This is a genomic window from Clostridium sp. KNHs205, assembly GCF_000702945.1.
In the GTDB taxonomy this organism is placed as follows: Bacteria; Bacillota; Clostridia; order Lachnospirales; family Lachnospiraceae; genus Anaerocolumna.
This window is the reverse complement of record NZ_JNLE01000003.1, coordinates 977,501-992,286: the sequence shown is the minus strand read 5'-3', so window position 1 is coordinate 992,286 and position 14,786 is coordinate 977,501. Positions and strand designations below refer to the sequence as shown.

10 protein-coding genes, 15 tRNA genes and 1 rRNA gene (1 of these 26 cut by a window edge) are annotated in these 14,786 nt (G+C 39.2%); 1 reads left to right on the top strand and 25 read right to left on the bottom strand.

Annotated features, from left to right (window positions below):
• Positions 1–247 precede the first annotated feature (247 nt).
• Entirely contained in the window at positions 248–1,987 is a 1,740-nt protein-coding gene (locus BR73_RS0104395) for an ABC transporter ATP-binding protein (RefSeq protein WP_051684962.1), read from the bottom strand.
• A gap of 15 nt (positions 1,988–2,002) precedes the next feature.
• On the bottom strand, positions 2,003–2,845 hold the full coding sequence (locus BR73_RS27100) for a helix-turn-helix transcriptional regulator (protein ID WP_051684961.1): 843 nt from the start codon (positions 2,843–2,845) through the stop codon (positions 2,003–2,005).
• A 317-nt stretch (positions 2,846–3,162) separates the two neighbouring features.
• Here BR73_RS27100 and BR73_RS0104385 point away from each other — a divergent pair, with 317 nt between their 5' ends.
• A complete protein-coding gene (locus BR73_RS0104385) occupies positions 3,163–4,077 on the top strand; it encodes a glycosyltransferase family A protein (RefSeq protein WP_081848539.1) in 915 nt (304 codons plus the stop codon).
• A gap of 324 nt (positions 4,078–4,401) precedes the next feature.
• Here the strand turns inward: BR73_RS0104385 and BR73_RS0104380 are convergent.
• From BR73_RS0104380 to BR73_RS0104270, 23 genes are all read right to left on the bottom strand, one after another.
• Positions 4,402–4,481: transfer RNA gene (locus BR73_RS0104380), tRNA-Leu, on the bottom strand.
• 10 nt (positions 4,482–4,491) lie between these two features.
• Positions 4,492–4,564, bottom strand: a tRNA-Lys gene (locus BR73_RS0104375).
• A gap of 51 nt (positions 4,565–4,615) precedes the next feature.
• Positions 4,616–4,687: transfer RNA gene (locus BR73_RS0104370), tRNA-Gln, on the bottom strand.
• A 16-nt stretch (positions 4,688–4,703) separates the two neighbouring features.
• A tRNA-His gene (locus BR73_RS0104365) sits at positions 4,704–4,777 on the bottom strand.
• 91 nt (positions 4,778–4,868) lie between these two features.
• Positions 4,869–4,942 (bottom strand) — tRNA-Arg (locus BR73_RS0104360).
• 26 nt (positions 4,943–4,968) lie between these two features.
• A tRNA-Gly gene (locus BR73_RS0104355) sits at positions 4,969–5,039 on the bottom strand.
• A gap of 41 nt (positions 5,040–5,080) precedes the next feature.
• Positions 5,081–5,155: transfer RNA gene (locus tag BR73_RS0104350), tRNA-Pro, on the bottom strand.
• Positions 5,156–5,321: 166 nt separating this feature from the next.
• Positions 5,322–5,804: a metallophosphoesterase gene (locus BR73_RS0104345; protein ID WP_033164536.1), complete on the bottom strand. Its 483-nt coding sequence runs from the start codon at positions 5,802–5,804 to the stop codon at positions 5,322–5,324.
• A 46-nt stretch (positions 5,805–5,850) separates the two neighbouring features.
• Entirely contained in the window at positions 5,851–6,447 is a 597-nt protein-coding gene (locus BR73_RS0104340; RefSeq protein WP_033164535.1) for an XTP/dITP diphosphatase, read from the bottom strand.
• Positions 6,448–6,704: 257 nt separating this feature from the next.
• On the bottom strand, positions 6,705–7,904 hold the full coding sequence (locus BR73_RS27095; RefSeq protein WP_051684960.1) for an N-acetylmuramoyl-L-alanine amidase: 1,200 nt from the start codon (positions 7,902–7,904) through the stop codon (positions 6,705–6,707).
• A 284-nt stretch (positions 7,905–8,188) separates the two neighbouring features.
• Positions 8,189–9,349 carry a class I SAM-dependent RNA methyltransferase gene (locus BR73_RS0104330; RefSeq protein WP_033167075.1) on the bottom strand — a complete coding sequence of 387 codons (1,161 nt, stop codon included), beginning with the start codon at positions 9,347–9,349 and terminating at the stop codon, positions 8,189–8,191.
• Positions 9,350–9,481: 132 nt separating this feature from the next.
• On the bottom strand, positions 9,482–9,784 hold the full coding sequence (locus BR73_RS0104325; RefSeq protein WP_033164534.1) for a rhodanese-like domain-containing protein: 303 nt from the start codon (positions 9,782–9,784) through the stop codon (positions 9,482–9,484).
• A gap of 158 nt (positions 9,785–9,942) precedes the next feature.
• On the bottom strand, positions 9,943–10,116 hold the full coding sequence (locus tag BR73_RS29045) for a hypothetical protein (protein WP_197032616.1): 174 nt from the start codon (positions 10,114–10,116) through the stop codon (positions 9,943–9,945).
• 707 nt (positions 10,117–10,823) lie between these two features.
• Positions 10,824–11,351, bottom strand: coding sequence for a DUF1700 domain-containing protein (locus tag BR73_RS0104315; protein ID WP_033164532.1), 528 nt, complete (start codon positions 11,349–11,351; stop codon positions 10,824–10,826).
• A gap of 420 nt (positions 11,352–11,771) precedes the next feature.
• Positions 11,772–11,845 (bottom strand) — tRNA-Arg (locus BR73_RS0104310).
• A gap of 27 nt (positions 11,846–11,872) precedes the next feature.
• A tRNA-Leu gene (locus BR73_RS0104305) sits at positions 11,873–11,958 on the bottom strand.
• A gap of 34 nt (positions 11,959–11,992) precedes the next feature.
• Positions 11,993–12,065: transfer RNA gene (locus BR73_RS0104300), tRNA-Val, on the bottom strand.
• 49 nt (positions 12,066–12,114) lie between these two features.
• Positions 12,115–12,188: transfer RNA gene (locus tag BR73_RS0104295), tRNA-Asp, on the bottom strand.
• A 64-nt stretch (positions 12,189–12,252) separates the two neighbouring features.
• Positions 12,253–12,326: transfer RNA gene (locus tag BR73_RS0104290), tRNA-Ile, on the bottom strand.
• A gap of 4 nt (positions 12,327–12,330) precedes the next feature.
• Positions 12,331–12,403, bottom strand: a tRNA-Thr gene (locus BR73_RS0104285).
• Positions 12,404–12,436: 33 nt separating this feature from the next.
• Positions 12,437–12,508 (bottom strand) — tRNA-Glu (locus BR73_RS0104280).
• An 84-nt stretch (positions 12,509–12,592) separates the two neighbouring features.
• A tRNA-Asn gene (locus tag BR73_RS0104275) sits at positions 12,593–12,664 on the bottom strand.
• 84 nt (positions 12,665–12,748) lie between these two features.
• Positions 12,749–14,786 (bottom strand): 23S ribosomal RNA (locus BR73_RS0104270); it runs 894 nt beyond the window's last position.

Sequence of the window (14,786 nt, the reverse complement as noted above, 5' to 3'; positions counted from 1 at the left end):
CTCAATAGTTTCCGCATAGGCTGGCTTTACAACATAAAAAAAGTCACAAATAACCGTCTTTTCCTCATTGAAAGAAGTAAAAACTATTATTTCTGACTTACTGCAGCCACTTTTTCTACCTATGATATCGGATAACCGCCATAATGTCAAGTAAAACAGTAGCTAAACAAAGCTATAAAAGGTAAATTTAGTAAAACAGCTTACCTTTTATAGCTTAACACATGACTTAATTGATGTTATATAATTATTATGCTACTGATTCCTTCTCATAATTTCCCACCGGAGCTTTGTTAACTGCATATAATGAATTAAAATAACCTTTCGCTTCTGTTAATTCTTCGAAAGAGCCCTGCTCAACCACCATCCCCTGATTCATTACGATGATCTGATCATACTTTCTTAAAATACTCTCCTCCATCTTATGGGTAATAATTATTTTTGTGAGATTACCAATGCTTAAGATTGCTTCCTCCACTTGTCTGGAGGTCTGGTTATCCAAAGCTGCCGTTGCTTCATCCATTAGGAGAAAAGGCGTCTGCCTGATCAGGCATCTGGCAATTGAGATACGCTGTTTCTCTCCACCGGAGAGATTGGAGCCATTTTCTCCGCATTTATAATCCGGCCCTTTCTCTTCAATCAATTTCGTTAACCCGGAACATTTAATGGCATACTCTAACAGCTCCTTATCAAACTTCTGAAACAGGCTTATATTATCGGCAATACTATTATTGAAAACAAATACATTCTGCTGTATGGTGGATACCATGTCATATAAACTGGAGGAGTTGATTTCCCTTAACTCATGCCTGTCAAACTTAATCTGTCCTTCATAGTTCCTGTGGTATCCTAATAAAAGATTAAGCAGTGTGGATTTACCACTACCGCTGCCTCCTACAATCGCATAACTCTTACCCTTTTCAAACTTAAGATTCACATTCCTGAGGGTTCTTGAGCCTTCATCATATCCAAAGGAAACATTCTCATAAATTATTCCCTCTTCAACAGCAGCAAGCTCCTGACTTCCTTCCTGCTCCTCACTGGCCTCAGCCAGCTTTCCTATTTTATCAATCAATGCTCCTGCTGCTTTCCTGTTAACAATCAGCTGCCCCAAACTGTTTATAGGCCCCAAGACATAATTAAGCAGCTGAATATAAGCAACCACCACACCTGCTGTGATAACCCCCTGTAAGGCGAAATATACACCCATACCAAATACCGTCAGTTCTACAACCAGGCCAGACAGGATGTTAAGTATTTCAACCGAATCATTAAGGTCCCCTCTTCTTTTCTTGGTCTGCTCCAGTTCCCCATTCTTTTCTTCAAAATTATGATAGATCTCCTTATCCACCTTGAAGCTTTTAATAACCGGAAAACCTGCCAGTAAATCCTTTAAGAGAGCTAAAAAGGTAGCATTTTCTTCCGATACGTTTGTTTCCGCTTTGGTAAGTTTATTACCATAAAGAACTGAAACCAGTATGGGCAGCAGACTGGCCAGCATAGTACATAAGAAGATCTTCCAGTTATAATACGCCATTGCAGCTACGCCTCCAAGAAACATAGCTCCATGCAAGATAATATTGAAAGTACCTCTTAAATAGTTCTGCTCGATGGAAGCCAGATCATTACTGAAAGCTGAAAGATAGGTACTGGAAGACTCCTTATGAAAGGAGTTTATATTTTTATTCAGGATTCTGCCAAAGATATAATTTTTATATTGCAGCAAGGCCCGTTTTATAAAGTGATTCATAAATATCTTCTTCATATATTGTGAGCCTACCATAGCTGCCATAACAATAACAAAAGTTATCATGGCCCGCCAGAATTCCTTCATGGTACCGCCGTATGCCACGTCCAGAAATAACTGAAGGACAACAGCAATGGCTACCTGTGTGATTACAAAGATTAAAAGTGTAAGCACAGTACCAGTAAAATTTAAGTGATTCTTTTTATAAAACTGCTTTGTATAAATATTATTGTTTTGCTTCATATAATAATATCCTTTCTATTTCTGCAGCAGTGGTTTATTTCTATCATAAAGTATTGGGTACATCATATAAGGCTGCTTAATAATCTCCTTAGCAAACAGAAGAAAAGGCAGAACAGAAGGGTTATCAATGAGGCAATAGGAAACCAGAAAACCTTCTTCAGTTTCTATCTCCTGTTTGATAACGATTTCTATATTGCAGAGTTCACGTAACATATCTTCAAGTTCTTCTTCCTCCAGCTTAAGGTTCTTACAAAGGAACTTCACGGTAAAACCATCATTTTTTCTGTGATTCAGATACAAAACCAGTTTCATCATGTTTTTCTTACCCAGGATTTGAAAAAGCTTTTGATATTCTTCCTCTCCCGGCAGGTCGTATTCATTTCCTTCCTCTGCCTCCGGCAGCAGAAAGAAATAATGAAAATCCTTTGATAATTTTGCAAAAATATAACCTTTATCCGATATAATTCTGGAATAAAACTGGTTTTTATCATCCTCGTACATTTCTTCTATATCCCGTATAATCGAAGTGGAGGCTTGACCTAATATTCCAAGAATAATACTCCAGCAATAGTTAAAGCATTTCTCGTATTTTTCATCATCTGCCAGTTCAATAAGTTCATGACGGATAGCCAGTCCAATATTCTGCTTGATTTCCTCTGTCCTTCCAAACAGGCTATCTATAGTAACGTCAAAAAAGTCTGCAATGGAAGGCAGCAGCTCTGCATCCGGTACACCGCCGCACTCCCATTTGGAAACCGCCTGTGTCGTCACACCCACCGCTTTCCCAAGCTCCTCCTGGGTTACCTGCTTCTTTTGCCGTAATTCCTTAATCCTCTTACCCAATATACCAACTGCCATGATAACCTCCAACTAAAAATAGATCCTTCGCGAATTCAGTATCTTTATGGTTTAACTATATATCATCTTTTAGTTGAATGCAAACAACTATTCCTATGCAAAATCAACTGTAGGTTTAATTCATGGTTAGTCTGAGCATTTCTCCCTTGTTGTTTTTTAGGAATATCACATGAATTATGGAAAATCATTCATAATTCCTTTCGAATTCCGATAGTAATATATAGTAAATAATGATATAATTTACTTACTTTAATATCAATAGCGGTGGGTTTAATTATTGTAATATGCCGTCTTAGACGGCGGAATGAGAGGCATTTATGAACGAACCACTGGTCAGTATTATTGTACCACTATATAATGGGGAGCAAACAATTGAACGATGCCTAACCAGCATCCGTAATCAAAGTTATAGAAATATTGAAGTACTTGTGGTAAATGACGGAAGCAAGGATCACAGCATGAAGGTGCTGAAGAAATTTGAAGAAATGGATTCCCGCTTTCAGATAATAAATAAAACGAATTCTGGTGTAAGTGACAGCAGAAATATTGGCATGAAACATGCCAGAGGTAAATACCTGCAGTTTATCGATAGTGATGACTGGCTTGTAAAAGATGCAACGGAAACCTTTGTCACCGCTGCTGAAAATTATAATTGCGACATGATTATTACTGATTATCACCGAGTAGTAAACCGTAAGATCTATATTAAGGGACATATCCCCAAAGAGGGCTTAATCAGCCGCAGGGAATTTGCCGAATATATGATGAAAGCACCTGCTAACTTCTACTACGGTGTTATGTGGAACAAATTTTTTAGAACCGATATCGTAAAATCCCATAAGCTAAAATGCTCAAGAGACCTTAACTGGTGCGAGGATTTTCTATTTAACCTGGAATACCTGCAATACATAAAGGATGTCTGTGTTATAAAGAAACCTGTCTACTATTACGTAAAAACCAAAGGAAGCCTTGTATCAACCCAGGTAAATTTAAAACAGACAGTAAGGACCAAACGCATTCTCTTTGATTATTACAAAGATTTATATAAGAGCATTGATATCTATGATGAGAACAAACTGCGGATTCAGATGTTTTATCTGGCAGTAGCCCGGGATCCGGGAAAACGCAAGAAATCTGTCCGTTCGACTAAAAACGCAGAAAAGATTAAAAAAACTTCTCTGCCTAAAAATAAGTCTTCTGATAAAGCGAGAAAGAAACTTCCCGTAGAATAAGTGACCTGTCCACTTATATATCTGAAACTCTAATATCTGAAACTCTAAGTAACAGTAAGCTGCAGCGATGTATTAAGAAGTATTATCATATGACTATTAATAAATATATATAAAAAAATGAAAAAGCTATGCTGCTATGGCAAATGATACGCTAAATATAAAAAAAATGACAAATTATTGCGCTATGGAAATGCCGTAAAACCACCTATGCATTAACTTTAACTCCCGACGAATACAGCAAAAAGTAACCACTACTTAGGTAGTGGTTACTTTTTGGTTTTATGCCCGATTTTGATTTCTCATTATCACTGCAATTCCTTATAATGCGGATGACAGGACTTGAACCTGCACGGTATCCCACTAGATCCTAAGTCTAGCGCGTCTGCCAATTCCGCCACATCCGCTTATTATAAATGAGACATCCGGGATTCGAACCCGGGACACCTTGATTAAAAGTCAAGTGCTCTACCGACTGAGCTAATATCCCATATAGTATAACACCATTCGCGGCAGGTTCCCTGATTTCAGCGATGGCTGACTGGGCTGGCTGGATTTGAACCAGCGACTGCAGGAGTCAAAGTCCTGTGCCTTACCGCTTGGCGACAGCCCAATGGTACTATTACCAAGGTGGATAAAGGGATTCGAACCCTTGGCCTCCAGAGCCACAATCTGGCGCGCTAACCAACTGCGCTATACCCACCATAAAACAATAACACCTTATCTTGTCCACATTAACCCAACGCAGGAGCTGTCGATATCAACTGACGTATATATGTCTTTACAAGATAAAATGTGCCAGAAGGGATTCGAACCCCCGACACATGGCTTAGAAGGCCATTGCTCTATCCAACTGAGCTACTAGCACACATATGATGTATATTACATACATCAAGCGGGTGATGGGAATCGAACCCACGTATCTAGCTTGGAAGGCTAGTGTTCTACCATTGAACTACACCCGCGTATGAAATTTTATCTTTAGCCACCTTAACAAAAGTAAAAGTCGGGGTGACAGGATTCGAACCTGCGACCTCTTGATCCCAAATCAAGCGCGCTAGCCAAGCTGCGCCACACCCCGTTAGGCTTTTATTTTTTGCGGCTTTCGTGACGCAAGAATCATTATATATTATGCCAACATAATTGTCAACAACTTTTTAAACTTTTTTAAATTTTTCTACAATGTCTTGTCTTGGCAGATTTTAAGGCTTATTGTTTATGCTTTTCCGTGGATTAATAAAGTACTCTCAAGCCAGGAAATTAAGGCTGAAATGGGCCTTTCCCTGCCCGTCTATATCCATAATAATATAAGAGGGCTTGCCGTTCTCCTGCCGGGGCTGGCTGATACTGCCGGGGTTTACTGCCCATACCCCCGTACTCAGATCGATGGAGGGTCTGTGGGTATGCCCATACAAAACAATATCAGCACCTTGCAAAAGAGCTGCTTCCTTTAGTCTCCCCGTACCGAAATTAACACCATACCGGTGTCCATGTGTCATTAGTATTGTATGGCTGCCCAGGGTTATTATCTTCTCTTTTGGTACGTCTGCAAAAAAATCATTGTTTCCGGATACAAATTCCACGGGACAAAAGGCTATAGATCTAATATAGTCTTCACCGCTTTCAAAGTCCCCTAAATGGAGCATTAAATCCAGCGGGCTTACCTTTGCAATAACTTTTTCCAAATTGCTTAATCTTCCGTGGGTATCACTTACGATTAGTATTTTCATAAATTCCTTTATGACCCGATTATAGCCTTTCTGTTGATATTTATTGTTACATTAAATCCTTCAGTTTATCCTTCATTTCTCTTAAAGCTTTCCCTCGATGACTTACCTCATTCTTAACCTCAGGGGATAAATCAGCAGAAGTACAGCCGTACTCAGGTACCCAGAATATAGGGTCATAACCAAAGCCATTTTCACCGGAAATAGCATCCCCGATTAAACCTTCAAACTCACCTCTGGTAGTAAGAATTCTGCCATCAGGAAAAGCACAGGCGATAACACAAACGAACCTGGCACTCCTGTCACTGCCTTTGAGTCCTTTTAACCTGTCCAGTATATAATTGTTTTTAATATCATAGGAAGTATCCTCACCCATAAACCGTGCGGAATAAACACCAGGGCCTTTATCCATGGCATCCACCTCCAGTCCTGAATCATCTGCCAGAACTATCTCACCTGTCATATCCATAATTGCTTTTGCTTTAATTATTGCATTTGCTTCAAAGGTGTCACCATCTTCTATTATATCAGTATCTATACCTGCTTCCTTCATAGATATCACCTGGCAGTCCAGATCCTTTAGAAGCATTCTTATTTCTTTCATTTTGCCTTCATTTCCTGTGGCGAATATAATTCTTTGCATCATTCTAACCTCTTGTATACCGCAGGCCTTCCTGCCAGTATTGCCACAAAATAATATATATATGAAAAACCCCTTGTGGCACCTTTCTATTGTTTATTACTTTCATACTTTCACATAATTACTAACACGACTGCTTCTCCGTCATCTCAAAAAAGCTTTATATTACTGGTATGAGCTACCTTTTAAACTCCATTTTAAGTATCTTAAGTGAAAATTCTCTTTAAAAAATCTTTTTTGAACCAATTCAATTTTGTATAACCTTAATTGCTAATATCTTTTTCAACAAGAGCCCTTTTAATAATCTGAGTAATTGCTTTCCCTATCTCTTTCTCTCTTTTACTGGATTTTAAGAACTCCAGCTCCTGGGGATTTGACATAAAACCAACTTCTATTAAAGCGACCGGAACCTGTGATTTATTAATTATCAACATTTCATCTCCTGCAACCAAACCTCTGTTAACATGACCAGTCACTGTCTTCATTTCCTCCAGTGCAATTCTGGCTAACTGTTCAGAGCTGTAGGAGCTTTTGTTCCAATTACTCTTATACAACACCTCAAGGCCTCTTGGCAGCGAGGATTCACTGGAATTGCAATGAATACTGATAAATAGATCGGCCTCTGTTTCATTAGCCAGATTAACTCTTGGATTCAGATAAATTGTTCTATCGTCAGTTCTGGTATAATATACTTTTATATTCTCCTTGTCCAACAGCTCCTTAACATATAAAAGTATCTTAAGATTTATCTCCTTCTCATAATAAGAACCATCGAAGGCTTCCGCACCGGGATCCTTTCCTCCATGTCCTGCATCCAAAACAACTATATGCTCGTAGACCTCAGAAGGTTTCTTTAATGCAATATAGACCTGTCCCTTCTCTTCTAACATAAAAGGAGCATAAACATGATCCAGTGTTAACTGTATAATTGCTTCGTAGGTTCCATCTTCTTTCTTATTATAGTCAATATCTATTTTAGTAACAGGGTCGGTATCCTCGAATTCCGGTATTATACCATAGGAAATTTCTCCATCCTCCGCATTTAATACCTCTGGTACCAGATATCCGCTCTTTTCTGCCTCTGCCTTCTGTGAAACAATCCCCTGATAACTTTCCTTATTATTTACTCTTACAATACTGTCTTCTGTCAGACTTTTGTCTTTTAGGCCCTTTATTATCAAAGTCAGACCTTTGTTAATATAGTCCTCGCTTACCGTAAATTCATTATTACCTGTATTATTTATTGCTATATATTTATCCCCTAGTTCATCTTTCAATTCATCGACGGTAGAAAGGTAATCTTTACTTTCATTTTGCTTTTCATACACCGTTTTAATTGCAGCCAAAGCTGAATCATCCCCCACAAGACCCGCTCTATAAGATAAAATCAGTGAAAATATAACTACCGACAGCATCAGACCAAAGGTGAAAACTGCCGTATACTTTAGCACTTTATCTCCCATTCTATAATCCCCCTGATAGAAAGATTATACTATGCATCTAATTTTTCTACAATAAGCAAAATATTATTACATATATCCCAATTTATAAGTGCTTAATTTAACTGTATTCTTCGCTAATGGGTAATAAGTAGGATAATATAAACTGTATAAAGTTTAATTGTTTTTATGAAAAAAAAGCTGCCTATTACTGTGTTTTCATTCTTATAACTCTATCTATTAATAGGATTATAAGCTTTTAACCGTAATATGACAGCCTTCTTATGAAATTCTTATCAGGGGGTATACTAAATTTCTTTAGCAGTATTATTTCTTTTAGGCGGACGAGGTCCCATAAACTGGTAGAAATAGGTCTTAAGCATACCATTATATATCTTACGGTTCTTATCTTCTTTACGTCCAATATATTTTATGGCATCTTCATAGCTGGTAATCAGAAACATGGACCAGGCATCCAGATTAGCATAGGTTTTTCCTATTTCTTTATAAAGAGCCGGCAGAGCTTCCTTTTCCTCTAATCTTTCACCATAAGGCGGATTTGTAATAATAAAACCGTATTTTTTACTGCTGCTTAATTCACTGAGGGGTCTCTGCTGAAAGTGAATATAATCCTCCACATCAGCCAGAGCAGCATTCTGCCTTGCTGCCTTTATAATTTCACCATCAATGTCATAGCCCTGAATTGTCATTTCAACATCTTTTTTTCTCACATCGTTTGCTTCTTCAATTGCCTGATACCAGTTCTTCTTCTGAACCAGTTTCCAATTCTCAGCGAGGAAGGAGCGGTTGATTCCAGGTGCAATATTAGCTCCTATCATGGCAGCTTCAATAGGGATAGTGCCACTGCCGCAAAAAGGATCCACCAGTATACGATCGTATTTCCAGGGGGTAACCATAATCAAAGCCGCTGCCAGGGTTTCTGTTATAGGAGCTTTACTTGCGTATTTTCTATATCCTCTTTTATGAAGAGATTCACCGGAGGTATCAATACCGATAGTAACTTCATCTTTCATAAATGTAACACGGATAGGATAACTTTCCCCATCCTCCGGAAACCATTCTATTTTATAGACCTGTTTCAATCTCTCAACAATAGCTTTTTTCATGATTGATTGAATATCTGACGGACTGAATACTTTACTTTTGATAGAAGTAGCCTTGGCTACCCAGAACTTACCATCTTTAGGAATGTAATTTTCCCAGGGAATTGCTTTCGTGCCCTCAAACAACTCATCAAAACTTTCTGCTCTAAATTTACCTACCTTAAGAAGTATACGTTCTGTTGTACGAAGAAATATATTTGCTCTGGCAAAGGCCGTCTCATCTCCGGCAAACAGAATACGTCCGTCTTCAACTTGTTTTATTTCATAGCCTAAATCTGTTATCTCTTTCTTCAGAACACTTTCTAAACCGAAATGGCATGGTGCCAAAAATTCATATTGATTCATCATATTGTACTCCCTTTGTTTAACTGAGGTAAATTGAACTAACAATGAATTATAACATATGAAATATACCAATGCAATAAATAAACCAGCTTCAAGGAGTTTGGGCAGGAAAAACGCTTTTATTTATATATATCAATACTCAAGAGCACCTCGATATGCATGCATACCACCATAAATATTCTTGACCCAATAACCCTCTTTGCTAAGGTCCCTTGCAAGCAGCAGGCTTAAATTACCTCTGTCACAATACAGAATTAACAGTTTATCTCCGGGTATATCCCTTTTACCATCTTCAAAATCATCATAGGGTATATTTATGGCAGATGGTATATGCCCCTGTCTGTATTCAAGGGGTTCTCTGATATCAATAATCAATACCTCCGGCCTTCTTATGTAGTACATTATATCCTTTGCATTTATAGTTTCAAAAGTCATAATATCACCTGCACTTCGATATTATAATATTCTGTAAAATGCCTAATTGTGCCTGGATAGGTGAAAAGAGCAAATATTACATAAAATTGATATTACATAAAAGAGCGTGTTGCTCAATTTTTAATATCGCAACACGCTCTTTTAGAACATTACAGATATTATTCTTTTGTTGTATTACGCGCAGAATTAGATGTGCTTGTATTCTTAGCGTTGTTTTTGGAGCTATTGGAAGTTTTGTTCTGTGTATTGGATGTTGTGTTTGTTGATGTGTTTTTGCTTGTGCTATTTTTTTCTGAGTTTGATGAGTAATCATTATAACTGTTGTTTGCCATTTTAAAAGTCCTCCTAAAAATCTAATTTTTTATTGAGATTACACACATATTATGAACGTTTATGATTTAAAATATGCAACTGTGAATTCATTTTATCGAAAATATTATTTTATCACTTAACAAATATTGGATTTTTAAGTAAATCAGAAAATTTAAGAAAAATATTAGATTTTATATTGCTAGCATCTTGCATAATTGTTAATTATGTATTATAATGTAGTTGTGTTAGAGAGAGGTCGGAAGATTCATCTAACGCACTATATAACCCCTTATTAATTATTTATACTCCCCTCATCGAAACAACCGCCTTGGCTCCCCCTTGGCGGTTGTTTCACTATATACCTTTCTATAAATTAACTAAAAAGATCTATTCAGATGTAAAAGTTACGTAAAACCAATTAAACATTTTACTTCTGTAAGAGACCTATGCATATAAAAAGCAGCTGCTAAGTTGTTTCTAACCTGTAGCTGCTGCTTCTTTTTTATAAGTTAAGCTTCTTTTTTTAGTTATGCTTCTTTTTTTTAATTACGCTTATTCTATAAATCATAGAATATTACCATTATATATATTATAACATCAAGAATACATTGTCTCTATTTACATTATTGTCGAACATACCGCTTGTATTATAATTTCTTGATACATTATAATTGATACAATATAATCGATACAATATAATCGATACAATATAATTCTTTGACACTAATCAATTGTTCCGATTTGCTATTATCAGCCTATAAACGATGTAAATTAGTAATAAAGGGATTCCTATAGAGAAGAATAACTTTAATATTATACCGCCAATTATAATCACTATAGAAAGAATAACAACAATCATAGCCGCTAAAGCAACTTTATGATACCACTTTAACTCATAATTCTTATAGACACGATAACTGCTCCCTGTACCTGTACTGCCAAATACATCGTTATCCTGGCTATATCCCTCTCCGGCATCATTATCCTGCCATTCCTCTGTATAAGCATCCTCATAACCCTTACGCTGCCTCTTATTGTTATACAGCGGCCCTTGGGACATCTGAAAGCTATCTATTATGGTTTTAGCTATTAATCTTGGATCACCCAGCTCTGTAAGGACCTCTTCCTCTGACTTAGTTTGCATTTGTTCTCTTATATAGCTGTTATAGTAATTAATATTATTTTCAATTTCATTTGCAGGTATCTCTTCCGCAAGTGCTTTTTTAAGTTCTATTATAAATTCTTCTCTAGTCATGTATCCTCCTACTATCAAACTATACATTTCCGATTTCTTTGCTGCTTTCTTTTTATCAAATCCAGACTACTAATAATAATTAGTTTATCTAATGTTTTAAGAATTAGTCTAATTTTAGCATAATGCTCCACTGGGGTAAATAGCTCTATTATTAACATTTCATTAAATTAGTTATTATGAGGGTTTTGATTGAAAATTAGCTCATCTACAAAGCAGCTGATTTGAATATAAGAACTTCCACAGAGTTTATAATAAATTCAAAACCATTTAGAGTTTCTATTATTGCATATTATAAGCCTGCTATTAACGCTTATTATAAACCTTCAAGGGATATTTATAAGAATTAGCAAGAACTATTTTTATATTGGCATTTTTAATAACAAAAAACTGTAATTCCAATTAAGAAATTACAGTCCTATATGTGCGTTAGAGGATTCGAACCCCCGACCTTCTGGTCCGTAGCCAGACGCTCTATCCAGCTGAGCTAAACGCACGGATTCAAAGAATTATTAATTTTGCAATGCCGGCGACCGGAATCGAACCGGTACGGGCGATTAGGCCCGCAGGATTTTAAGTCCTGTGCGTCTGCCAGTTCCGCCACGCCGGCATTTTCAATAATTGACCTGGTAATCAATTATTTATGGGACCTATAGGGCTCGAACCTATGACCCTCTGCTTGTAAGGCAGATGCTCTCCCAGCTGAGCTAAGATCCCACGAAACTTTCATGTAAATTAATTATTTGGTTCTTTATTTCTAAAGAAACGACCCAGAAGGGACTCGAACCCTCGACCTCCGCCGTGACAGGGCGGCGCTCTAACCAACTGAGCCACTAGGCCATATTTACAATAAATATGTATTTATTATCTTAAATATCAACTGAAGCTGTAACAACTAATGTAATGGACCTTCAGGGACTTGAACCCCGGACCGACCGGTTATGAGCCGGTTGCTCTAACCAACTGAGCTAAAGGTCCAAAAAGCCGACGATCGGACTCGAACCGATAACCTGCTGATTACAAGTCAGCTGCTCTGCCAATTGAGCCACGTCGGCATATTACTTATCACGTTCATGATATCAAAAAAATGACCCCAACGGGATTCGAACCCGTGTTACCGCCGTGAAAGGGCGATGTCTTAACCGCTTGACCATGGGGCCATGACTTAAATATTATAACACAAACTTTAATGCATGTCAATCATTATTTTTTTTTTTGTAGTCAGCAGTTTTTGCTGACTACAGCTCCCCGAGTAGGGCTCGAACCTACAACCCCACGGTTAACAGCCGTGTGCTCTACCATTGAGCTATCGAGGAATACTACACTTGTCTTTTCTAATAACTTGATTTATGAAAAATATGAACATTATTAACCATAAGCGAAATAAAATTTCACTTATTTAGGTCAAGCCCTCGACCTATTAGTATTAGTCAGCTACATGTGTTACCACACTTCCACCTCTAACCTATCCACCTGATCGTCTTTCAGGGGTCTTACTGCATTCGCATGGGATATCTTATCTTAAGGGGGGCTTCACGCTTAGATGCCTTCAGCGTTTATCCCGTCCCGACTTGGCTACTCGGCCATGCACTTGGCAGTGCAACCGATACACCAGAGGTCAGTCCAACCCGGTCCTCTCGTACTAAGGTCAGCTCCTTTCAAATATCCTACGCCCGCGCCGGATAGGGACCGAACTGTCTCACGACGTTCTGAACCCAGCTCGCGTACCGCTTTAATGGGCGAACAGCCCAACCCTTGGGACCTAATACAGCCCCAGGATGCGATGAGCCGACATCGAGGTGCCAAACCACTCCGTCGATGTGAACTCTTGGGAGTGATAAGCCTGTTATCCCCAGGGTAGCTTTTATCCGTTGAGCGATGGCAATCCCACTTTATACCACCGGATCACTAAGTCCTACTTTCGTACCTGCTCCACCCGTCGGTGTCGCAGTCAAGCCCTCTTATGCCTTTGCACTCTTCGGATGGTTTCCGTCCATCCTGAGAGGACCTTTGAGCGCCTCCGATACCCTTTCGGAGGCGACCGCCCCAGTCAAACTCCCCACCTGACATTGTCCACTGCCCGGATCACGGGCACATGTTAGAAACCCAGTACTGCAAGGGTGGTATCCCAACAACGGCTCTGCGGCAACCGGAGTCACCGCTTCTTAGCCTCCCACCTATCCTGTGCATGCAATACCGAATCCCAGTATCAAGCTAGAGTAAAGCTCCATGGGGTCTTTCCGTCCTGGCGCAGGTAACCAGCATCTTCACTGGTATTTCAATTTCACCGGGTGCATTGTCGAGACAGTGCCCAAATCATTACGCCTTTCGTGCGGGTCGGAACTTACCCGACAAGGAATTTCGCTACCTTAGGACCGTTATAGTTACGGCCGCCGTTTACTGGGGCTTAAGTTCAACGCTTCGGGTTACCCCTAACATCTCCCCTTAACCTTCCAGCACCGGGCAGGCGTCAGCCCATATACTTCACCTTACGGTTTTGCATAGACCTGTGTTTTTGCTAAACAGTTGCTTGGGCCAATTCTCTGCGGCCTGTATTTCTACAGGCACCCCTTCTCCCGAAGTTACGGGGTCATTTTGCCGAGTTCCTTAACAATGCTTCTCCCGTCGGCCTTAGGATTCTCTCCTCATCCACCTGTGTCGGTTTACGGTACGGGCTTATAAAAAACAATAGCGGCTTTTCTTGGCAGTGCCTCCATCAGCTTCCCTACTTATATTTCGGTCCACTTAACGTCTTCCCATTGTGGAACGGATTTTCCTGCTCCACTGGTACCTCGCTTGTACCGGGTATTCCTCACCCGGCCCTGACTTTGTCTCTGCGTCCCCACAGTTCTGTTTTTATAAGGTACAGGAATTTCAACCTGTTGTCCATCGACTACGTCTTTCGACCTCGCCTTAGGTCCCGACTTACCCAGAGCAGATCAGCTTTACTCTGGAAACCTTAGATATTCGGCCTGAAAGATTCTCACTTTCATCTCGCTACTCATTCCGGCATTCTCTCTTCTTATCCCTCCACGGCTCCTTACGGTACCGCTTCGTCGGTATTAAGAATGCTCCTCTACCACAGTAGTTATCGTTAGATTACTACTATCCACAGCTTCGGTGTCGTGTTTTAGCCCCGGACATTTTCGGCGCAGGACCTCTCGACTAGTGAGCTATTACGCACTCTTTTAATGTGTGGCTGCTTCTAAGCCAACATCCTAGTTGTTTTCGAAATCCCACATCCTTTTCCACTTAACACGCACTTTGGGACCTTAGCTGGTGGTCTGGGCTTTTTCCCTTTTGACTACCCAACTTATCTCGTGTAGTCTGACTCCTGGTCATCATCTGTATGGCATTCGGAGTTTGATAATCTTCGGTAAGCTTTGACGCCCCCTAGGATATTCAGTGCTCTACCTCCATCAGACTAAACCAAGGCTA

Bases quoted from the DNA above. Each gene is read 5' to 3' on its own strand.
- BR73_RS0104345 (WP_033164536.1), bottom strand. From the start codon at position 5,804: ATGAAAATACTAATCGTAAGTGATACCCACGGAAGATTAAGCAATTTG.
- BR73_RS0104385 (WP_081848539.1), top strand. From the start codon at position 3,163: ATGAACGAACCACTGGTCAGTATTATTGTACCACTATATAATGGGGAG.
- BR73_RS0104315 (WP_033164532.1), bottom strand. From the start codon at position 11,351: ATGACTAGAGAAGAATTTATAATAGAACTTAAAAAAGCACTTGCGGAA.
- BR73_RS0104330 (WP_033167075.1), bottom strand. From the start codon at position 9,349: ATGAATCAATATGAATTTTTGGCACCATGCCATTTCGGTTTAGAAAGT.
- BR73_RS27095 (WP_051684960.1), bottom strand. From the start codon at position 7,904: ATGGGAGATAAAGTGCTAAAGTATACGGCAGTTTTCACCTTTGGTCTG.
- BR73_RS0104395 (WP_051684962.1), bottom strand. From the start codon at position 1,987: ATGAAGCAAAACAATAATATTTATACAAAGCAGTTTTATAAAAAGAAT.
- BR73_RS27100 (WP_051684961.1), bottom strand. From the start codon at position 2,845: ATGGCAGTTGGTATATTGGGTAAGAGGATTAAGGAATTACGGCAAAAG.
- BR73_RS0104325 (WP_033164534.1), bottom strand. From the start codon at position 9,784: ATGACTTTTGAAACTATAAATGCAAAGGATATAATGTACTACATAAGA.
- BR73_RS29045 (WP_197032616.1), bottom strand. From the start codon at position 10,116: ATGGCAAACAACAGTTATAATGATTACTCATCAAACTCAGAAAAAAAT.
- BR73_RS0104340 (WP_033164535.1), bottom strand. From the start codon at position 6,447: ATGATGCAAAGAATTATATTCGCCACAGGAAATGAAGGCAAAATGAAA.